The following is a 21,159-nucleotide window of genomic DNA, read 5'->3' as shown; positions in this document are numbered from 1 at the left end:
CATAGCAGGATGAACTGTCTAGGGTACTGGTAAAAGTCGGCATCGCTATGCCCATGAGAGAGCTGCTGGACGCTAATCGCACGTTGGGTACCACGGTTTGAGGAACGTGGGCGGACCAAGATCTCCATTTTAGATTGGTGCATGGTCTTGCACCTTTCCCTATTCTCCCGGGCTCTCAGCTTGCGCGACCTTCGATACGCCATATTTCCCGGGCCCGGAAGCTACCGCGTCAGTGTCCGCGCAGAACACGACCTTTTGAAGATAATCCCTGACGGTCGACCACTCTGCACGTTGCTTGGCAAATCGCAGTACTGTTGCGCTCGCGCTCACTGGATCTTGTGGTGCAACGAGACCTTGCGCTTTCCAAGATGAGGGCGTGTCGGTCATGTGATGTAAGTCAGCATCTTGATTTGTGTATGAATAGTATTGAATGACTCGTCCGCTGGGGCAGGCTGTCGTCGGGCTGAAATCGCGAAGGGTATGGCCGAGTGAATACGAGTCTTGTATGACGTGGAGCAGAGAGCCTAGGGCCATTTGCGGGGTGTATTCGGAAGCTTTTAGTCGATAGGTTGGGGCAAACAGGTAGTTGATGGTCCAGCCCGGCTGTTTGCCGAAAAAGCTTTGGAAGTTTGGAGTTCTTACATCCTTAAGTTTCGTTTCTGCATCAATCTGGTGAGTGGCTACCTGATAAACGAATTCGGCCCATGCGAGGATGTTGGCTTGTGTGACTAATGCCGGTTGGCCGTCGGCACTTGCCATGGCGTGGAGAAACTGAAGGTCTCCATAATGAGAGCGGTACTGCATATAGTAGGTTTGATTGATTTCTGCTTTCTCACCCTTGTAGTTCGTGCCTGTATGAGCAATTCGCTTGCCGTCATGCATCCAGGCTCGCCATTTGGCATGGCGATTTCCAAAAAAACCAAAAAGCAACTGGTTTGGGTCATCGTTCCACCAAACTCCACGTACCAGCGCATCTTGCTTGTTACCCCCTAATCCCGCTCCTGGCGATGAGCCAGCGGTCGTGCATTTCAGTATTAGTGGTGGTTGGCCTGATTGATCTTCTGCGCACTTTCGCGCTCGGTAGGTTATTTCTTCATGCAAGGGGGAGGCGGCCATACCTGCGATTGAGGGATTCGATCCAGGCACGTATTTGTTGACCAGTGGGTTGATTTGATAGGCTGAGGCGGGGCAAATAAATCCCGCAACTCCAGCCATGACGACCGCCTTTCCGCACGCTTTTAACATGATTCCCTTCCTTGAGTGGTGGCAAAAGGACATTGCTAAACTGAGTGTAGGTCAGTGGTAGTTTTTTGCTCGGGCGAAGAATCAAGTCGTTATTTGTAGGGCAAAAGCTCTTTATACGTCTCACTTATGCAGCAAGGGGAGGGGCACTCATTGCGCCTCGATGACTGCCATGTTGGTTCTCATCGCCAGAGCGTAGGGAAGGAAGAAAAGCCCGTGGGAAGCCGCGCGGCAAGCTCAAACAGGGCGAAACAACTGAGAGCGTAAGCGCGCTAACATCAAAGCTCAGAAACAACAAAGCCCCTGCATTTCTGCAGGGGCTTCGTTTTGTATGGTGCGGCACCAGGAGTCGAATAAAGTTCTAATTAGCTAATATATAAATTTTTTTTGGCCATTAAGCGAGCGACTACCCCTAAAATTATCCTTTTCCTGTCGTGCCCTTTAAGTCGGATTTCTCCGGAGGAGAATCTTTAATCACATCCCACTGACGCCTAGTCATTTATGGCTGGTATCCGTCAGATTGGCAGTGGAGCATTTTGTGGTTGAGGCACCCCTGTCAAATCTCTAAGTAGAGGCAAGAGGCGTTGACAACCCTGAGCGCACCGGATCGACATAAATCGGAACACTGCCGCTTTCAAAAATGAACGATCACGAAATCCACAGCCAGAGAGGTATTGTTCATAACGATCAATTGCTTCCGTGACATCATTATCTGCCGTGAATCTAAATGCGGCGCTCCTACAATAGTTTCTGAAATCGCCGAGCCATTGATTGAATGTTGGTTCGTCCAAAATGTCCCGTTTCCACCGCTCTCTGATATGGAATATTTCTTCCCAACTTTCAATTGCTTCGTTTGTAGGCTGAAAGTCAATTACCCACTCAGAGATTATACGGTCGACGGCGAAATCGTCGACAATACTGTTGTTCAGTGAAATACTTATACCGTCTGTAAGATATGGGTCGCAAGCTATTCTACGGCGGCCGTCAGTGCCACGTAGTGGGTCCTGCATATGCTTATATGAGGCATTACACCTGCCCCCCATAGGAGCCAAGTTTCGTAAATTTGCAGCGGCAAATGGATACTTTGATCGCGGAATGTAGTGATCTAAGTCTTCCTGAGGGGCTCCTGGGGCATCTAGCCCTTCACAGCCACAAAATGGACAAATACGAGCAGGTATGGTTTCGCATAGTGCCTTATATTGGCGTTGACGAACCCCATAGTCAGTGAGAAGCCCGAAAGCGAAAGTGAAAAGATTTTTAATAGGCTCTCGTGAGGCCATGGGAAGCTCTTCTAGATCCATGCAATCACACTGCCGGCTTAGAAGCTCGGATATCCTATTCTGTGTGCTGAGAGCTTGAAGCACCAACTCTCGATCTGCAGAACTTAGAGATTTTATGGCTTTGGTATAAACTGCTAATCTTTTGGCCAGCCCTTTTCTGCCCGACAATCTCTCCCTATACGCATCGGGAAAAATGTTCGGCCATTTTGGCATACGCTTTCCCTCATCAACTAGCGAGTGAACTTTTTCAACTGCTGCTATCATACTTTCATGTAGCCAGTTTTCAGAGGTAGCTGCGATAGAATAGCCAAACAGCACGTTATTCCCTCGATTTTCGTTGTAGTTGACGAACTCGGTCTGCAAGAAGAATTTTTTCTACCGACTCACCTAGTGTCTGCATACGATCTTGGATTTCTTGAGCATTCTGTGAAGATTTAAGCTCTTCGATTACTGCTTTGGGAACGTCAGACATTGGTGGGCGTATATCAAAGCACTCGGCCAGGATTGAGTCGAAAGTCGTCCCAAAAGTCTCTATGTCGGGGTGTCGAACGTCAATTTTCCCTGTGTCTGGGTTTTTTGTGAAAATCAAAACACGTTCCCTTGGCATATCGGAGGGAACAAAGGGAGAGTGGGTAGTAAGTAGTAAGTCTTGCAGGGCGGCGGCGCATACCTCATCACGTTTACCGTTTGCTGTAGGCAAACTCAAAATTTTGGACATTAGCTTTACCCGCCATTGCGGGTTGAAGTGTGATTCCGGTTCGTCAAGAAGAAAAAGAACATTCGGGAATGAGGCCATGCACAGAGTACCTAGAAGCTGTGCCTGCTGATGTTCCCCATCGGAGAGTGATACGTAGTCGACTGTGCCCCGTTCTTCATGAGCGTTGAATGTAACGCGTTCGAACCTAAAGACTTTATCCTCGTCTTGGGGTTCCGGTAAACGAGATGCAAACTTGCGTAACTGGGTTTCCTTCTTGAATCGATCGCGCGTCATTCTTGGGATGGCCAGATCATTTAGCATCGCAAGCTTATGCAGGGCTCCATATAGCTCGAGCGCAGTTGACCAAAAGGAGGCGAAAGCAATGCGCGTTTCTTTTGTTATAAAGAAATCGAACGTATAACTGTCATTTTTAGGGTCGTGATTATGACTTGTCGCGCAACGTCGCAACTGATCTAGGTATTTTTCCAGTTCATCAGTGAGCTGTATGCCTTTTCTTTTATAGCGGCCTCGTTTTGCGGCAGCTGTCTTAGGAACTGCGGAGTGTGCAAGTTGAACGACGCATCTGAACGTATGGAGGTCTTGAACGCGCGCATCGCTCAATAGAGCTGTTCTTTGCTCTGCTGTCCCTAATAATAGATTAGATACCAAAACTTCAAGGTGGGTTCCATAATCAATCAACATCAGTCTCGTATCTGGAACTGATTCGGAAACTGTTTTTTTATTTAGAGCCCTGCGTGTGACTTCGTCGGCATACCCGCTACGAGACACTAAAAAAGGTAAGCTTAGAGTTTCATTCGCCCCAGAAGTATATCCAACTACTTTGGCCGGAAGAAGTGAAATGGTTGCAGGGTCTGTTAAGTCGCACTCTACCCATTCGTAATCGTCAATTTTCTTGGATAGAGTGATAACTGGCCTTTTTCTCCCTTGAGCAAGGCGGCTTGCGCGCACCTCTATTGGCTTCTCGTTTGTTATAGGAGATATAAGATATTCAATTTCGAACAGTAGGTTTTCATTGCCTTCGTTTCGCTCCTCGCTAGGAACGACGGCGTGAAATAATGACTGAAAAGCTTCCGCAATTACCTGAATAAGCTGCGATTTTCCGGCGCCATTTGGGCCTATTAGGCAAAGCGGCTCGAACTCAACCGGTCCGGTGCTTGAGTCTCGCATGGTGATGTCGAGACCATCCAGTAGGCCCCCGCAGGACTTGGCGGAAACGATATGTACTCGAAGGAGCTTCATCCTTGTACCTGCCTGAACTTCATTGTCTTTGTTTTGGTATCGAAGAATTGTTGAATAGCCGGCTCTTTCATGGAAAGTAATTTGAATAGCTCTTCCTTGACAGTCTCGTAATCCCGCCCAGCTAAATTACTGAGTTCTTCAAAAGTAAGGCCGTCTTTCGGTATCTTGTCGATGACATCTAATAGAGTCTCGTCGAGCGCAGCGTCCAATGGAGTCCTCCTTGTTGGCTTTGTAGTTGTCAGACTAGGCCTTTGAATTTGATTTGCTGCCATGGCGCGCGTGAGTAGCTCTTCAGCTGGTTCGTCAGATGAATCTTGGGGCACGAAATTTCCGCTAAACGCTTTAGAAATAAGCGAAGGAATGAGCTGATTCACTTGAGCGCGAAATACTTTGTATTTTGCATCCAGTGCATCCGCGAGCGAAAAAAGAGATTCAATACGTCGAACTATTTCTACTTGCTCTTCAGGAGGCGGTATAGCTACCGGCAAAGATGATAAGACTGACTTATTTATAGACGCTAAGTTTGTAGTTTGCTTTCCATTGGTCAGAAAGTAAAAATGTCCACGGCTGTTGCCATACCAAGAAATATAGCGGGGTTCAAAATTGGGGTTCAGCAAGCGCGCACGAAATACATGGTTCTGATAAGTGCATACTGGCAGCTCATCATTCCAGATCCAGCCTCTTCCAAGCTTATCTATATCTCCGCCTTCGTTGAAGAGGATGTCCCCGGCTCTCAGGAGCAAGTTTTCGAGTTTGTCTGGTGGGACACGAATAGACTTTATTTCATTGAGATTTAGATAGCCTCGTTGAACGTTAGCAACACGCAAATATGGTATCTCGGGATGGAGGTGAGACTGTTTTTTCAAGTCCTTAGTTACTCCTCCCTGAATAGAAGCAATATCTGAGAGTCGTACAGCTTGCCAGCTTATAGGGAATTGGTATGTGCTAAAGGAATCGCTCTCGTCTATATTAAAAGATTGTACACCATCTTCTATTTTTTTAGATTCGCGCCATTCAGCTGATAGGTCGCCTCTTGTTGCAGCTTCCAAAACGGCCTGACGAAAGTTATTAAGTATTTTAGGTGCGCGGTCAAGCCGCTCTCGACAAGCATCCGCTCTGGCGATAAGTCGGTCGAGCTTATCTGCGATCCGTTTTTGTTCAGCGAGCGGTGCGAGTAAAATAGGTATGTTTTTCAGCTTTGCCTGAGACAGGTTACGCATGGATTCGCTGGTCCCTGTCGCATTGGCTTCTATATAGGTGCGAGCAATAGGCGAGCGCAGGGCCTGAACTAAATAACGTGGATCAACGAGTTCAGATCTATACAGCACACGTAAAATTTTGTCGGGGAGCATCAAGTGGTCATAATTTCGGTCGACTAGAACTGGAGCTCCTACTAATGCAGTGGTATTAGCTCGGGAGATGAGCAAATCTCCTGATTTTACCGTTTCATGGGGAAGTGGCTTGTCAATAGAGAAAAGTGCTTTATTTTCTTCTGGCTGAAATCGTCCCCAAGTAACGGCACTAATTTTCAACACGCCAAACTCATCCGGACCTGCAGGCGTACCAGCAGCCTGAATACTCCTCCCTGTTTCGAAACCTTTGATAACCTGGCCTAGGGTGGCCTCAGTCCAGCTCTTCGGAAGTGTCTTCACTCCTCACCCTCGTCCAGCTCCTCACCTAACTCGAACAAAATTCCCTTCAAATCCTCTAATGCCTGTTCTAGTTCACCCAACGCCTCTCGAGCTAATATAGCAGGGTCCGAAAGCAACTCATGACGTCCTTCTCCGTCGTCCTTCAACCAAGAGATATCAAGACTGTCACCTCGGGCCGCAATAAAATCTCTCGTGAAAACGCGCCAGCGTCCTAGCTCGCCCTTATCCTGGCGGTTAGATAAATTGGCGGCATCTCCATAGGGGTCATCCCCAAACTCAGATTCGAAATCAGCAAAAAGTTGTTGAGTAAGTTGGGTGCGTTTTCCAAATTGGGGCATATTTGTGCGCATGTCATACACCCACACTTGTTTTGTATTGTTTTGATCCTTTTTGCCTCTAGTGAAAAACAGAACATTTGTTTTCACTGTTTGTGCATAGAAAATACCAGTCGGGAGCCGGAGGATAGTATGCAAATTGCATTTGTCCATGAGGTCGCGGCGAACTTCGGCTGCTATATTTCTATCAAATAAAACATTGTCAGGTAGCACAACTGCTGCCCTGCCGCCCGGCTCAAGGGCATTTATTATATGTTGTACGAAGCAAAGTTGTTTGTTGCTTGAAGGGAAAGAAAGATCGGTGCGTGCAGGTAAACCTCCGCCCTTTTTTGTTCCGAAGGGAGGATTGGTGAGTATCAAAGTAGCACCTGTTTTGGCTAATTTTTCGCCTTCAGGGCCGAGCGTATCACCGTAGTGAATTCCACCTTTTGTGGGGCCCATCTCTCCTGCACTATTGATACCGTGGAGTATCAAGTTCATAAGTGCCAACCGATGGGTATCTTGGACGTGTTCCATTCCGAAAAAAGTGTCGCAGCTTAGCTTTCGTCTCTGAGACTTGCTGAGTGTATCGAGCTCGTTATGCTCTTTCAGATAGTGGTGGGCAGCGATTAGGAACCCACCCGTACCTGCAGCTGGATCTTGGATACGGTCATCTAGTTTAGGCTTCATGACTGCAACCATGCTGTCTATCAGCACGCGTGGCGTAAAGTATTGTCCAGCCCCGCTCTTCTTTTCGTTAGCGTTTTTTTCTAGAAGGCCTTCGTATATGTCGCCTAGACCTTCCTGTCGAGCGCTATACCAATCTAGTTTGTCCATATCGGTTACTAAAGAGGATAGAGTTGCAGGCTTTTTTATGAAGCTGCTAGCGTTTGTAAATATTTCTTTTACAACTGGCGAGCTGTGGTTCCCTAAACGAATTAAGGTCACCTTGTAGAACTCCAAACGCTGAGCAGGACTTTGTGCAACCAAGTCCGCCCACTCGCATCCTGCAGGCAATTGGCCCGTTTGACCGGTCTCGTCTACCATCTTTAGAAATAATAAATAAGTTAGCTCGGTGACGTATTGATGGTACGTCACGCCATCGTCCTTTAGGACGTTACACAGGCTCCAAAGCTTGCCAACGATATCTTGAGTAGTCATCTGGACGAGACTGAGAGCTGAGCAGCCGGTAGCTGGGCCGACTGGCTGCCTGTGCGGGGATTGTTCACCAAAGACATGGTATCGGTTTCCAAAATTTGCAGCTGTGTATATCTAGGATTTTCGACGGCTATACAATAAAAGCACCGCCGCGACGTTTTGGACCAAAAACCGGGGTCGTTTAGGCCAATTGGTGTCTTTAGGCGTGCTGCGCTCTCTGGGACAAACGATTTCTTGGAGGCATGCCGTCGGGATGAGCCAGTTTCTCAGTTCTATTGAAAAATTGAAACCGTATGGGCCCGCGACGTACTGGTTCGAAGCTGCTCGGTGACGAGGCTGTCAGTACGATTGTTTGGCTGCGGTCAATCTGGGCTTAAGTCTTGACGCTGTTCGTGTAGCGGCTGCGCGCACCCACGCCTACCTAAACCAAGGCTTTCCGAGCCTGAGAGCGACCAGCTGTGCGGTGAGGGCGAAGTAGTAGTGCGTTGCAGAGGCGCGATGCTTCGCGCTTTGGTTCAAGAACCATATGAGATGTTTTTTTTGCCATGTCCATGGATTGTCTCGGTTCCAGCGTTCAGAAATGGCTGCTTGAATAGTCTTGGCCTGGCGGATGTGACGTACTCGTGTTGCATGTGCTCCAGTCAATACCCCTGCCAAGAAGATCTCCATATCGAATGGTTTGTTCATACCTAGCCACCGATGTAAGCCGATATCACGTTGACTCGACCGTGTCCCAGCTCATAGCTGATTTGTAATCGTGCCTCTCGATCAAGGTGAGGGTCGACTCGCCTGCACCTGCCACCATTGATGGGAGCAAGGTGATGGGTGATCTGCTTAAAGCGTTCACACGCATAGGCCGCCCGCAATTCGTGGAAGCCTTTGAGGGTTTGCGTATGGAGGATGCCCCGTGCAGGGCGGACGACCTGCCGTTGAAAATCAAAGTAGTTTTCGTTCGGCGCAAGTAGGTTGCGACTACCGTCGGGTGAGACCTGTTCGGCAAACCTCAGCGCATCACGAATATGATCATCTACCGTAACCCAGCGAGGTGCTGACGCCCCTGAACGGCCACCTTTGGTGCCATCCTGGATGTTGATCTTGCCATAATGTTCGGCCTCACGTTTTAAACGCGGTAGGTCCGCCAAAATGGCCTCGCGTAAGCGCATGCCGGTGGCTCTCGCCAACTGAGTGATTGCCGCCGCGCGCGGCATTTGGTGTTCGCAGAGCACGTCGACGATCCGCTTCACGTGCCTGCGATCTTGGCCTTGCGGCACCGAGCGACGAACACGGGTTCGCCGCATTCCCAATGCCTTGCTCGGACTCGGCACTTTCACATACTGATCACCGCGCAGCGCGGCGATGGTCCGGTTCACGCTGGACAACCGGTTTTGTGCGGTGGCGATGGCGAGCTCACCTTGTTCAACTTGCTGACGCAGATGTCCGGCATAGTCCAACAAGGTCTGCCGATCTATTTGCCGCGCATCGTTAACCCCCGGCCCATCCTCCGAGCGACACCAGCGTACAAACGCCTGCCAGCGATCACTGTGCGCTTTGACCGTGCCGTAATGGCCGCCGCCAAAAAGATCACGCAATGCTTGTGGCCCGGCATAGCTCAACTGCCGGCCATATCCAAAATTGCGCCCGTCTCGCCTTCCTACCAATGCCATGATCAAACTCCTCTCGAAGCCAAACCTATAAAACCTTCCCCACGTCATCCCGCCACGAATGTTGAGTGTTATCAGGGATCAAGGCCCCTGCGACCTGTGAGGGTTGTCCACTAACGCGGGACTGGCGGCTCTTTACGACGGGAGCTTGGGCATCTCATGATCTGGCCTCCTGAACACCGTTACCGGTGGGCGGGTGGAGGCTGCACTGGCTGACGAGACCAATGCCGCGAGATCCTGAGTCGGGTGAAGGCAGCGAAGTGATGACCGGGGCGTGCCTGACTGTCAGTCAGGTGCAGTCCATTCCGTGGGCTGCGGCACCATCATCTGCATCGCTGTTGCTGGTGATTTCGGTGTTTGTCACGCCGATTGTAACGAGGGGGAATGCCGCAAAGCCTTGTACGAGTTGGGCTGCAGCAGCGGTAGGAGCGCCCGTCTCTTTTCGGAAGAAAGAGACGGGCGCAGGTTGGCGCAGTGAAATGGCCAAGCGGATAGGTTGCTGCAGGGCAGCTATGAAAGGGGATGAGTTGCCGCAGTGGGCACACTGATAAAAGTAGGCATCCATCACATCGCTGTGACCGTGCGAGCCGCCGGACGCTAATCGCACTTTGGGGGAACCACCACGGTATGGCGTAGCCTTAAAGGTTCTGGCTACCTGGGTTGCTGTCAACGACAGCGCTTTGCCCGATCTTTTCTACGCCTGTGGATAATTTGGGTCAAGGCTCGAATTTTCGGGATTACTGCGGCTGTGGATGAAATTATCCACCGGTGGAAATCCGTGGTTTTCCACAGACAGTTGGATGAGCTTTAGATTTTTTAAGTGAGGTCCATCCAAGCAGGGCGGCTTTGCAGCCCTGTTTGGATGGACCCGCGTGGACAAACGGATCATCGAGATTTCGAGAACGTACGCTTACTTTGCTGCGCCGCGATTGGCTTTTGGCCGTGTGACATTCGTGCAGAGTCGTGAGTGACATCCTCCTGCTGATTCGTGACAGGGAATCGGCTCCACCAGTTCATGATCAGTCTCCGCTCGTCGAGTTGCGTGCGACTATGGAAGACTGAGTACAATCCCCGCACGTAAGTCTTTTCTTCGACCTTTTGCAGCTACGTGAAGCCGGCTGATCATTTAGGAAGTCTTTGATGTCACTCAATCCCCACACCCTTGAAGACCTGCCCTCGCTGGTTGAATCTGTCGAGCTCGAGTGCAAGCTCGCTCAGGGGCAGGATGGGAAGGGAGAGTTGCCTAAGGATTTCTGGTTAACCTACTCCGCTTTTGCTAACACTCAGGGTGGGGTAGTACTGCTTGGCGTGCGCGAGAAGGATGGGCAGTTCAGCGTTGCAGGCCTATCAAATATCGAGAAAGTACGTACTGACCTGTTCAATACCCTCAACAATCCGGCCAAGGTCAGTGTCAATCTGCTGACTGACCGGGAGGTGGTCGTCAGAGAGCTGGAGGGCAAGCAGGTACTTGAAGTGAAAATCCCGGCGGCTTCGCGTAAGCAGAAGCCGGTATTTCTCAATGGTCAGCCGCTAGGTAACACTTATCGTCGATTACATGAGGGGGATCGGCGTTGCTCTGAAGAAGATGTTCGCCGCATGTTCGCAGAGCAAGTGGAGGACTGTCGGGACGAGCGGATTTTGCCGAATTACGACTTCGCAGACATTGATCCGGACAGTCTGCGTATCTACCGCCAGATGCTTAGCGACATAAAGCCAGGCCATCCAGCGCTGGAGCACCAAGGGATTGAGTTTCTCCGACAGATAGGAGGTTGGCGTAAGGACCGCGCGAACGGAGTCGAAGGGCTGACTCTGGCAGGTTTACTAATGTTCGGACGCTGGCTTTCGATCCAGGAGAGTGTGCCGCATTACTTTGTGGACTATCAGGAGCGGCCGCACGCCAAAACAGAACTACGTTGGGTGGATAGGCTCGTCCCTGATGGAACCTGGTCAGGAAATCTGTTTGATTTCTACCGGCGGGTTTATCGCAAGTTGGTTGAGGACCTAAAGGTACCGTTCGCTCTCAAAGGTGATCAGCGCCAGGATGACACACCGGTACATGAAGCTCTGCGCGAGGCTTTGGTTAATACCTTGGTCCATGCCGACTATACCGGGCGGGTTTCTGTGTTAGTCGTGAAGCGTCCTGACTTGTTTGGCTTTCGCAATCCTGGCGGCTTACGTTTACCCCTTGAGCAGGTGTTGCAAGGTGGTACCAGCGATTGCCGGAACAGGCTAATGCACCAAATGTTTCTTCTTATCGGTCTTGGCGAGCGTGGTGGTTCTGGGGTTCCAAAAATCTACAGCGGGTGGCGCAGCCAGCATTGGCGACCGCCAGCCCTTTATGAAAAGCCCGAGCCCGAGCAAACCCTTCTTGAGCTTCGCATGTTGGACTTGCTTCCTGAAGGGGTGGTGGAGCAGTTACGAGAGCGATTTGGGGTTCGTTTCGAGAGCTTGGAACATACTGCTAGGTTGATTTTGGCCACGGCCGCGATTGAGCGGGTGGTCAGCCATAATCGTCTCCTTGAGATTTGTGATACTCATGCTCATGACTTGAGCCAACTGCTTGCGCGGTTGGTACGCGAGGGATTCCTTGTGCCCGACGGGCGCTCGCGGGGCATGATTTATCACCTGCCAGGTGAGCAACTGCCTACGCCGGAGCAAGTGTTCGCAGGTCCGCTACAGAGCTCCGAACATTACGCCGGCAGCTCCGAACATAACGGGGCTAGCTCCGAACATAATGTAGGTAGCTCCGAACATAAGGTCGAGCTGGATATGCAGCGAAACGATGATGGCTGCTTGTTGAGCGATCATATTGACGCGCCGCTGATCGATGCTTTGGACAGGCTTGATGCAGGGTTTCGAGAAAAGCTCGAAATACTGGCTGAGGAGCCGCGCAATCGAGAGCGCATGCAAAAGGATCGTATGCAACAGGTGATTATCACCCTATGCAAGGAGCACTATCTGACGCTCAACGTTTTGGCTAATTTGGTAAAGCGCAGTCCAGATGCCCTCCGTCAGCAGTACCTGAATGGAATGGTGAAAAGTAGGCAGATTCAGTTGGCATTTCCGTCCAAGCCGACTCATGAAAGGCAGGCGTACAAAGCGTACGTTGGTGGGCAGGACGAGGAGTAGGCTAACGGCCTACTCCCTCAAGCGGCTTTTCGCCTTGAGCCGCGTGACGTTCGTCCCGGTCTGGTTTGCAAACTCGTGTGGAGTGACATGCTCCTGCCGGTTGGCCTCCAGGTACCGGCTCCACCAGTTCATGATCAGCCTGCGCTCCTCGATGAACTCGGCCTTGTGGATGTAAGCGGCGCGGACGTTGTTGCGCTCCTTGTGGCTCATCTGCCGTTCAATGGCTGTCTCCGACCACAATCCTGACTCGATCAGTGCGCTGCAGGCCATCGAACGAAATCCATGCCCGCAGATATCGGTTTTGGTGTCGTATCCCATCGTCCGAAGCGCGTTGTTCACCGTATTTTCGGACATGGGCTTCCAGGGTTTGGCATCCCCTGCGAAGACCAATGCGAATTTGCCTGTGAGTGCATGGATTTTTTCGAGTAGCGCCACTGCTTGCGGCGATAAGGGTACTAAATGGATATCCCCTGCCATCTTCGTACCCCTTGTGGAAAAGGGTACTCCTTCCAGCGCGGGTCGAGTGTCCGGTATCTCCCAGGTGCCGCGCTTGAGGTCGAACTCGCTCCAGCGTGCGAAACGCAGCTCGCTGGAGCGTACAAACACATGCAGCGACAGCATCACCGTCAGACGGGTAAGCGCCCGGCCTTTATAGGTGTCTATCCGCTCCTGTAGTTCCGGCAGTCGCGATAAGGGTAGAGCGGGGCGATGTACCACTCGCGGGGCCTTGATCGAGCCTTCGAGGTCGTATGCAGGGTTGGCGGTGACAAGCCGGAGGCGCTTTGCCTCGCGCATGATGCTCTGCAGGTAGTTTTGTACCCTTAAAGCAACGTCGATCGTTCCGCGCTTCTTGATCGCTTCCAAGGGCTGCATAAGGTCATGGGTGTCGAGATCAACAATGGCGCGTGCGCCGATCAGCGGGAATACGTGGGTTTTGAGGCGGCTCATCACTGTCTTGGAATGGCCCGGTGCCCACTTGGCCGACATTTCCGTATGCCAGTCGAGCGCAACGCTTTCAAAGGTTCTGCCTTTGATTACGGCTTCCGCCTTAGCTTGGTGTTTGGTCTCTATAGGATCAACGCCATCCGCCAGCATTCGCTTGACTTCCAAGCGCTTGCGGCGCGCATCGGCGAGGCCAATGACGGGGTAGTTGCCGAACGAGGTCAGTCCTTCCCGTCCGTCAGGTTTGACGTAACGGAGCCGCCAGCCTTTGCGGCCATTGGGTTGGACTAGGAGATAGAGGCCATCGCCGTCGAAAAGCTTGTAGGCGCGGTCTGTAGGTTTTGCCAAGCGGCAAGCTGCGTCGGAGAGCGGAGCTGTTGTGCGCGACATAAGGGTACTCCCTTTTATCGAAGTGACCTGTATCCCAAACTCTACCCTTAAAACGGTTGGAATCCACCAGTTTCTGACGGAATCCGACGGAACGCCAAAACGAAAAAACCCGCCAGAAGGCGGGTTTTTCGGGGGTTTCAGAGATTTTGAAAGCCTTCTCTGGAACCTTGTATGGTGCCGGCACCAGGAGTCGAACCCGGGACCTACTGATTACAAGTCAGTTGCTCTACCAACTGAGCTATACCGGCGTGTTAGGGCGACGATTATAGCGACTGCCAGAGTTCTGTAAACCCCTGAAATCTGACTATTTTTGCGAAAACCCAAGTTTTCGCAAATCTCCCCGCATTTCCCTACGTCACCCGCGAAAAATCAGCGTTCGTGCAGTGCCTCGGCGCGCGATTTGATGATCGGTTTGAGCAGGTAGCTCAGGATGCTTTTCTTGCCGGTGATGATGTCTACGGACGCCACCATGCCCGGGATGATCAGCAATGGCTTCTCGTCGGTGCCCAGGTGGCTGCGGTCGGTGCGCAGTTTGATGAGGTAGAAGGTGTTTTTCTTCTCTTCGTCCATCACGGTGTCGGCGCCGATGGTTTCGAGTTTGCCTTTGAGGCCGCCGTAGATGGTGTAGTCGTAGGCGGTGAATTTGATCATCGCCTCTTGGCCCGGGTGCAGGAAGGCGATGTCTTGTGGGCGGATCTTTGCTTCCACCAGCAGGGTGTCGTCCAGCGGGACGACTTCGGCCATGTCGCTGCCGGGCTGGATTACGCCGCCGACGGTGTTGACCAGCATCTGTTTGACGATGCCGCGCACGGGGGAGGTGACCATGGTGCGGCTGACGCGGTCTTCCAGGCCTTTGGAGGTCGCTTGGGCCTTGCTCAGGTTGGTGCGAGCTTCGTTCAGCTGGGCAAGGGCTTCGCTGCGGAACTTGCCACGGGTTTCGTCGATTTTGCGCTGCACTTCGTTGATGGCGGCCTGGGCGCGAGGGATGGCCAGGGTGGTGCCGTCGAGCATGCCACGGGTTTCGACTTCGGAGCGTTTGAGGCGCAGCACTTCTACCGGCGAGATCGCGCCTTGTTTGACCAAGGGTTCGGACATGCCGATTTCCTGGCGCAGCAGGTTCAGGCTGTTGCGGTATTGCTCCTGCTTGGAGCTGAATTCACGCGACTCTTGCTGGCGTTGCAGCAGTTGCTGTTGCAGCCCGCCAATTTCGTCCGCCAGTTGCTGGCGGCGGCTCAGGTACAGCGATTCTTCGTTCGAGGCCTGGTTGGGCACGGCTTTGCGCGCGTCCTCGGTGATGTTCAGCGGGCGATTTTCGATCTCGGCGCTAAGGCGTTCCACGCGCAGTTCCATGGCCACGCGGTCGGCTTCGGTTTCGCCGACGTTGGAGGCAAAGCGCGTGTCGTCCAGGCGCACCAGCGGCGCGCCGGCTTCGACGATCTGCCCTTCGTGTACGTAGATCTGCGCGACGATGCCGCCCTCCAGGTTCTGGATTTTCTGGATGCGCGACGACGGGATCGCCTTGCCGTCACCCTTGGTGACTTCGTCGATAATCGCGAAGTGCGCCCACAACAACAGAAACACGAAAAAGCCGATCACGCCCCAGATGGTCAGGCGCACGATGCGCGGCGCATCGTCGATCAGCGCCTTTTCGACCTCGGGCAATGGCTGGTCATCGAGCGAGTCGCTGCCTTTGAAATAGCGGAAGATAACGTTCTTCCAACCGCCTGCACCGGACTTAAGCAACACTGATCTGCCCCTTTTTCAGCGCTTCCATGACGGCCGCTTTTGGACCGTCTGCGAGGATCTGGCCACGGTCGATCACCAGCAGGCGATCGACCAGACTCAGCAGCGAAGCACGGTGGGTGACGAGAATCACCGTCTTGTTTTCGATAACCGACTGCAAACGTTGTTTCAGGCGTTCTTCACCGGTGTTGTCCATGGCGCTGGTCGGTTCGTCCAGCAGCAGAATCGGTGGGTTCAGCAGCAGTGCGCGGGCCAGGGCGACGTTCTGGCGTTGACCGCCGGAAAGGTTTTGCCCGCGCTCGCCCACTTGCAGTTCGTAGCCTTGGGGATGCAGCCTGGCGAATTCGTGCACGCCGGCGAGTTCTGCCGCCTGTAGCACCATTTCATCGTCCACGTAGCGGGCACCGGACACGAGGTTGTCGCGCAAGGTGCCGGCCAGCAGTTGGATGTCCTGGGCCACGTAGCCGATGTTATGGCGCAATTCGCTGACGTCGATCTGGCGGATGTCGACACCGTCCACCAGCAGCGAGCCGGAGTCCGGCTGATACAGACCCACCAGCAGCTTGGCCAGCGAGCTTTTGCCCGAGCCGCTGCGGCCGATGATGCCGATTTTCTCGCCAGGGCGAACAGTCAGGTTGATGCCTCGCAGCGCCAGGTTCTGCTGGTTCGGGTAGGTGAAGTCGACCTCGCGGAACGCCATCGCGCCTTGCAGCGTTTTGCGGCTGAGGGGGCGTTCGTCGAAGTTGCGTTCCTGCGGCAGCTCCATCATCTGGTCCACCGACACCATCGTCACCTTGGCTTGCTGGTAACGCGTCAGCAGGCCCGACAGCTGCGCCAACGGGCCGAGTGCGCGACCGCTGAGCATGTAGCACGCCACCAGGCCGCCCATGCTCAGGACGCCATCGATGATCTGGTACACGCCGAAGATAATCATCGCCACGCCCGCCACTTGCTGGATCAGCAACGTGATGTTCATCGCCAGGCCGGACAGCACCTTGACCCGCAGCTCCAGGCGGCTGAGGGTGCCGATGGTTTGTTCCCACTGGTATTGGCGTTCGCTTTCGGCGTTGTTGACCTTCACCGCATCCAGCCCGGCGAGGGTTTCGATCAGGCTCGATTGGCGTTCGGCCCCCAGAGCCATGGTGCGCTCAAGTGTCGCGGTCAGCGGTTTTTGCAGGAAGTGGCCGATGCCCAGGGCGAGCGGGAAGGCGACGATGGGGATCCAGACCAGGTGGCCGCCGAGCAGCGCGATCACCGCGAGGATGATCAGGGTAAACGGCAAATCGATCAGGCTGGCGAGGGTCAGGGAGGTGAGAAAGTCGCGCATCCCCTGAAACTCATGGATGTTCGAGGCATAGCTGCCGACGCGCGCCGGGCGCATTTTCATCGACATGCCCACGATGCGCTCGAACAGCGTCGCGGAAATGATCAGGTCGGTTTTCTTGCCCGCCAGGTCCAGGCACAGGCTGCGCATGCTCTTGAGCAACAGGTCGAACAGGTAGGCGCCGCAAATACCGATGGCCAGCACCCACAGGGTGGCGGTGGCCTGGTTCGGCACTACGCGGTCATACACGTTCATCACAAACAGTGGCGCGGCCAGGGCGATCAGGTTGATCACCAGGCTGGCGGCGATGGCGTCGGCATATAGCCAGCGCGAACGCTTGAGGGTGTCTTTGAACCACGAGCGCGCGCGCGGGATCAACGTGCCGCTGGTGACGTCAAATTTATGTTGCGGCTGCGCGAAAAAAACCCGACCGCTGTAATCTTGACTCAGCGTTTCACGGGTGACTTGGACTTCGCCGCCGTCACTTTCGCTGAGCAGCAGGCGGGCGGTGTCCCCCTCCCATCCCAACAGCACCGCGCTGCGACCTTCCTTCAGTAACAGCAAGGCCGGCAATGCAATGGACGGGATCTGCTCCAGCTTGCGCTGCAGCAAACGGCCCTGCAAACCTGCCCGGGCCGCTGCGCGGGGTAGCAAATCCGGGCTCAGGCGTTGCCCCGCCAGGGGCAGGCCTGTGGTGAGCATAGCCCGGCTGGCGGGCTTGTAATGCAGGGAGCAGAGCGTCAACAACCCGTCCAGCAAGGGGTCGTCATGCTGACTGCGCGGGTCATGGTTGAGCTGCGCCACACCTATTTCAGAATCCAAGCTGACTCTCTCTTAAACGGTTGAGTGGTTCACGCCGTCAAGAATCAGTTCATCCCTGGCAGGTTTACCTTCGTTTTGACTTCGTTCTGCACAACCGATGCCAGCGGCGCAACGACGCCCTGACTTCTCAGCAATTGGCCCATATCGGCCTTGATGCGGTACTGCGTATAGATGTGCAGGTTTTTGATCTGTGCCAGGCGCTGCTGAGCGGTGAACAGTTCGTTCTCGCTGTCGAGCAGGTCGAGCAGTGTACGTTCGCCCAGGCTGAACTGCTGCTGGTACGAGGTGCGCACCTTATTGCTGCGGTCCACGTATTGCTGTGCGATCGGCACCTGCTGGCTCGCGTTATTGTAGGCGTTCCACGCCAAACCGAGTTCTTCATTCAGCTGGCGCAGCGCATTGTTGCGAATATCCAGCGCCTGGCTGGCCTGGGAGGCCTTGGACTGCAGGCTGGCCTTGTCGCTGCCGCCGTTGTACAGGTTGAACTGCATGTTCAGCATGGCGGAATAACCATTGTCATGGCCTTCTTCGCCGCCGATGTTGTTATTGGCTGAGCGTTGCAGCACGGCATCAAAGCGCGGGTAGAAAGTCGACTTGGCGGCTTCGTACTGCTTTTCGGCAGCGGCGATATCCGACTCGGCCGAGCGCAATACCGGGCTGTCCGCAACCATCTGGCGGCGTGCTTCATCCAGGCTGGCCGGCAGCGCGGTCACAATGCCCATTGGCTTTTCGAGCTGATCGGGCTCTTTGCCGACTACGCTCAGGAAGTTGGTATTGGCATCCGCCAGGTTGGTCTGTTCGGTGATCAGGTTGTTTTGAGCCTGAGCCAGTCGGGCTTCTGCCTGGTCCATGTCCGCCATTCTGCCGACGCCACGGCTGGTGCGCAGTTTGATCTGGTCAAAAATACGTTCGTGGCTTTTCAGGTTGTCTTCTGCCAGTTGCACCATCTCGCGACGGGTCAAGACATCCAGATAAACCTGGGCAACCGTCAGTGCGGTGCGCTCGGAGGTATTGAGCAGCGCATAGCCACGGGAGTTGGCGGTGGCTTGTTGGCGGCCCACTTCATTGATGGTGCCGAAACCTTGGAACAAATTTTGCTGAAGTCGGATGGTCGACTCGCCGCGGTTCAGGGTTTTCCAGTCATGGCTATTGCTCGCGGCGCGGGTCGAGGTGTTGTCCGAGCTTTCACGGCCATAACCGCCCAGCAGGTCGACTTTAGGCAGGTAGCCGCCCTGGGCCTCTCTGACCTGGTAGTCGGCGGCAATACGCGCATTGATAGCCGCCTGGATCTCCGGATGGTTTTTCACCGCGTCCTGCATCGCTTCGGGAAGGGTTTGAGCCTGGACGAAACCGGCGGCCAGAGCAAAAGGCATAACTTTAAGAAGGTGCAAACGCATTCTATTTTTTCCCGAGGATTGGTTGCCTGAAAAACCGCAACAAATTGGAGTGGCAACTCGAAATGCCCGTTTTTCTTGGACGCCGAAAGGCGCAAACAGAAAGTCGCGAGGCCGCTTAAATATCAATGTGACATTACGAGGCGGATTGTTTAGGATGGCGTCCAATAGGTCAATACCTTGACGGGAAAGTAATTTTTCTCACGAAACAACAAAATATTGACGCCAATATATTTTCGAAAAAATGTGTACTCCAACTATCTGAATCGGCAGCGGCGAGCGGGCCGGTCTCCTTGATGGATACCCCCGAACGGTAATACACGGAGAGTCTTTTATGAGCAGCGTTGCGGTCGTCAAAAGCATTGTCGGTCAAGTGTTCGCAGTTTCCCCGGAAGGGATTCGCCGCCTGCTGGTAGAAGGGGATCGCCTGGTTGCCGGGGAGCAGGTCGATACCGGCCCTGCGGGTGCCATATCGTTGGAGCTGGCCGATGGTCGAGTGATCGACCTGGGCCGCGACAGCCAGTGGAGTGCCAACGCGCCTGACTCGGCCATCGACCTGAGTGCCGCCACTGCTCAAGCCGCACCGTCCGTCGCCGAACTGCAGCAAGCTATCGCTGCCGGCGTCGACCCGACCCAGAACCTTGAGCCCACTGCGGCCGGTCCGACCGCTGCAGGCGCGGACGGCGCCGTTGGCGGCGGCCACAGCTTTGTCGTGCTGGAAGCCACCGCTGGTGTGGTTGACCCTACCATCGGTTACCCGACGACCGGTCTGAACGCCGCTGATGCCGTGGGCAATACGCTCACCGCCGGCGATAACAATGGCGTCGACCCGCGCAACGTCACCATTACCCTGACCGCCACGCCCACCATCACCGAAGCCGGTGGTGTTGTCGTTTACACGGCGTTTATTACCCAGGCACCCACCAGCGACCTGACCGTCACCTTGTCCAACGGTCTCGCGGTTGTGATCGCCGCCGGCCAGACCTCGGGTGCACTGAACGTCACGTTTGCAGGCAATGACACGCCGTACCTGGATGCTTCGTCGATCTCCGCCACCATCACCGGCACCGCCGGCGGCGGCAACCTGATCATCACCACTGACCCGGCGCCAGCGGTCACCCAGATCAACGACACCATCGACACCACCACCGTCACGCTGACCGCGACCGCGTCGGTGGATGAAGGCGGCAAGATCGTCTACACCGCGACCGTGACCAACGCGGCGCAGACTGACGTCGTGATCAAGCTGTCCAACGATCAGACCATTACCATCGAAGCGGGTAAAACCAGCGGTACGGTCAGTGTCGACACGCCTGCCAACCTGGCCGATGGCAAAGACCTTGCCGTCAGCGCCACGATCACCAGCGCCACCGGTGGTAACTACGAAAACCTGGCAATCAATCCTGCTGCGGCCACCTCGACAGTCGTCGCCGTGGACAATGCAAGCGTTTTGGTCGCCGATACCGCCACGATTGCAGAAGATGGTTCCGCCACCGGCAACGTGCTGAGCAACGACAGCGACATCGATAACGTGTTGACCGTTGCGACGTTCAATGTGGACGGCCGCACTTTTAACGCAGGCCAGACTGCTCAGATCGAGGGTATTGGCTCCATCACCATCGGTGCTGATGGTGCGTATGTATTCACCCCGGTCAAGGACTACAGCGGCGAAGTGCCGCAGATCGGGTACACCACCAACACCGGGTCGAGCAGCACGCTGACGGTGACGATTACACCCGTCAATGACCTGCCCGTGATCGAAACAACGGCCAATACACTGGTCGAAAACACCGCCGTGGCCGGGACTGTGGCCGGCACGTTCAGTGTCAGCGATGCGGAAACGCCAGTTGCCGGTCTGGTCGTGACCTTTACGGGTGACAGCAATAAAGACGGCTACTATGCCATTGTCGGCAATAACGTGGTCCTGACCCAGGCCGGTGCCGATTTAGTCAACGCAGGCAACAAACTGCCGGCCTTTGACCTGACCGTGACGGATGCGGCCAACACCACGGCCCAAGCCAGTGCGACCCCGGACGTCACCCTGGTCAACGACCTGCCAACCATCGAAGTCGTTGCCAACCCGCTGGTTGAAGACACCGTCAGCAAAGACACCATCGCCGGCTCCTTCACCGTTGGCGACGAAGAAACCCC

At 54.2% G+C, this 21,159-nt stretch carries 13 protein-coding genes and 1 tRNA gene; 2 read left to right on the top strand and 12 right to left on the bottom strand.

The annotated features are described in order from the left end of the window. Positions 1–159: 159 nt before the first annotated feature. The 7 genes from V6M90_RS23900 to V6M90_RS23870 all read right to left on the bottom strand — a co-directional run bounded on the left by V6M90_RS23900 (position 160) and on the right by V6M90_RS23870 (position 9,267). A complete protein-coding gene (locus V6M90_RS23900) occupies positions 160–1,245 on the bottom strand; it encodes a hypothetical protein (protein ID WP_332847242.1) in 1,086 nt (361 codons plus the stop codon). Positions 1,246–1,757: 512 nt separating this feature from the next. Then, the gene (locus V6M90_RS23895; RefSeq protein ID WP_332847241.1) at positions 1,758–2,840 is read right to left on the bottom strand and encodes a hypothetical protein; all 1,083 of its coding nucleotides are present in this window, start codon (positions 2,838–2,840) and stop codon (positions 1,758–1,760) included. A gap of 1 nt (position 2,841) precedes the next feature. Continuing rightward, positions 2,842–4,479 (bottom strand): restriction system-associated AAA family ATPase, encoded by a 1,638-nt coding sequence (locus tag V6M90_RS23890; protein ID WP_332847240.1) that lies wholly within the window; start codon positions 4,477–4,479, stop codon positions 2,842–2,844. Next, complete coding sequence (locus V6M90_RS23885) at positions 4,476–6,131, bottom strand: restriction endonuclease subunit S (RefSeq protein WP_332847239.1); 1,656 nt, start codon at positions 6,129–6,131, stop codon at positions 4,476–4,478. The genes V6M90_RS23890 and V6M90_RS23885 overlap by 4 nt, the downstream gene beginning before the upstream one ends. Beyond that, a complete protein-coding gene (locus V6M90_RS23880; protein WP_332847238.1) occupies positions 6,128–7,543 on the bottom strand; it encodes an HsdM family class I SAM-dependent methyltransferase in 1,416 nt (471 codons plus the stop codon). The genes V6M90_RS23885 and V6M90_RS23880 overlap by 4 nt, the downstream gene beginning before the upstream one ends. 477 nt (positions 7,544–8,020) lie before the next feature. After that, entirely contained in the window at positions 8,021–8,290 is a 270-nt protein-coding gene (locus tag V6M90_RS23875; protein ID WP_332847237.1) for a hypothetical protein, read from the bottom strand. Positions 8,291–8,292: 2 nt separating this feature from the next. Beyond that, complete coding sequence (locus tag V6M90_RS23870) at positions 8,293–9,267, bottom strand: integrase domain-containing protein (RefSeq protein ID WP_332847236.1); 975 nt, start codon at positions 9,265–9,267, stop codon at positions 8,293–8,295. A 1,137-nt stretch (positions 9,268–10,404) separates the two neighbouring features. Between V6M90_RS23870 and V6M90_RS23865 the strand changes: the two genes are divergently transcribed. Next, a complete protein-coding gene (locus tag V6M90_RS23865; RefSeq protein WP_332847235.1) occupies positions 10,405–12,393 on the top strand; it encodes an RNA-binding domain-containing protein in 1,989 nt (662 codons plus the stop codon). Between the two features lie 9 nt (positions 12,394–12,402). Here the strand turns inward: V6M90_RS23865 and V6M90_RS23860 are convergent, their stop codons facing one another. The 5 genes from V6M90_RS23860 to V6M90_RS23840 form a co-directional block, all read right to left on the bottom strand. Further along, on the bottom strand, positions 12,403–13,725 hold the full coding sequence (locus V6M90_RS23860) for a tyrosine-type recombinase/integrase (protein ID WP_332847234.1): 1,323 nt from the start codon (positions 13,723–13,725) through the stop codon (positions 12,403–12,405). Positions 13,726–13,897: 172 nt separating this feature from the next. After that, a tRNA-Thr gene (locus tag V6M90_RS23855) sits at positions 13,898–13,973 on the bottom strand. A gap of 121 nt (positions 13,974–14,094) precedes the next feature. Next, positions 14,095–15,471, bottom strand: coding sequence for an HlyD family type I secretion periplasmic adaptor subunit (locus V6M90_RS23850; RefSeq protein WP_332847233.1), 1,377 nt, complete (start codon positions 15,469–15,471; stop codon positions 14,095–14,097). Further along, positions 15,461–17,614, bottom strand: a complete 2,154-nt coding sequence (locus tag V6M90_RS23845; protein WP_078731137.1) for a type I secretion system permease/ATPase — start codon at positions 17,612–17,614, stop codon at positions 15,461–15,463. The genes V6M90_RS23850 and V6M90_RS23845 overlap by 11 nt, the downstream gene beginning before the upstream one ends. A gap of 44 nt (positions 17,615–17,658) precedes the next feature. Then, on the bottom strand, positions 17,659–19,011 hold the full coding sequence (locus tag V6M90_RS23840; RefSeq protein ID WP_003171076.1) for a TolC family outer membrane protein: 1,353 nt from the start codon (positions 19,009–19,011) through the stop codon (positions 17,659–17,661). A 331-nt stretch (positions 19,012–19,342) separates the two neighbouring features. Between V6M90_RS23840 and V6M90_RS23835 the strand changes: the two genes are divergently transcribed. Then, on the top strand, positions 19,343–21,159 hold a 1,817-nt coding region (locus tag V6M90_RS23835; protein WP_332847232.1), incomplete at its 3' end, for a retention module-containing protein.

The sequence above is a fragment of the Pseudomonas lactucae genome, from assembly GCF_036688725.1.
GTDB lineage: Bacteria > Pseudomonadota > Gammaproteobacteria > Pseudomonadales > Pseudomonadaceae > Aquipseudomonas > Aquipseudomonas lactucae.
Note: the sequence above shows the minus strand (reverse complement) of the source record. Positions and strands in the feature narration are given on the sequence as shown.

Excerpts from the sequence above, each read along its gene's own strand:
- V6M90_RS23870 (WP_332847236.1), bottom strand. The coding sequence starts at position 9,267 with ATGGCATTGGTAGGAAGGCGAGACGGGCGCAATTTTGGATATGGCCGG.
- V6M90_RS23875 (WP_332847237.1), bottom strand. The coding sequence starts at position 8,290 with ATGAACAAACCATTCGATATGGAGATCTTCTTGGCAGGGGTATTGACT.
- V6M90_RS23890 (WP_332847240.1), bottom strand. The coding sequence starts at position 4,479 with ATGAAGCTCCTTCGAGTACATATCGTTTCCGCCAAGTCCTGCGGGGGC.
- V6M90_RS23900 (WP_332847242.1), bottom strand. The coding sequence starts at position 1,245 with ATGTTAAAAGCGTGCGGAAAGGCGGTCGTCATGGCTGGAGTTGCGGGA.
- V6M90_RS23860 (WP_332847234.1), bottom strand. The coding sequence starts at position 13,725 with ATGTCGCGCACAACAGCTCCGCTCTCCGACGCAGCTTGCCGCTTGGCA.
- V6M90_RS23840 (WP_003171076.1), bottom strand. The coding sequence starts at position 19,011 with ATGCGTTTGCACCTTCTTAAAGTTATGCCTTTTGCTCTGGCCGCCGGT.
- V6M90_RS23865 (WP_332847235.1), top strand. The coding sequence starts at position 10,405 with ATGTCACTCAATCCCCACACCCTTGAAGACCTGCCCTCGCTGGTTGAA.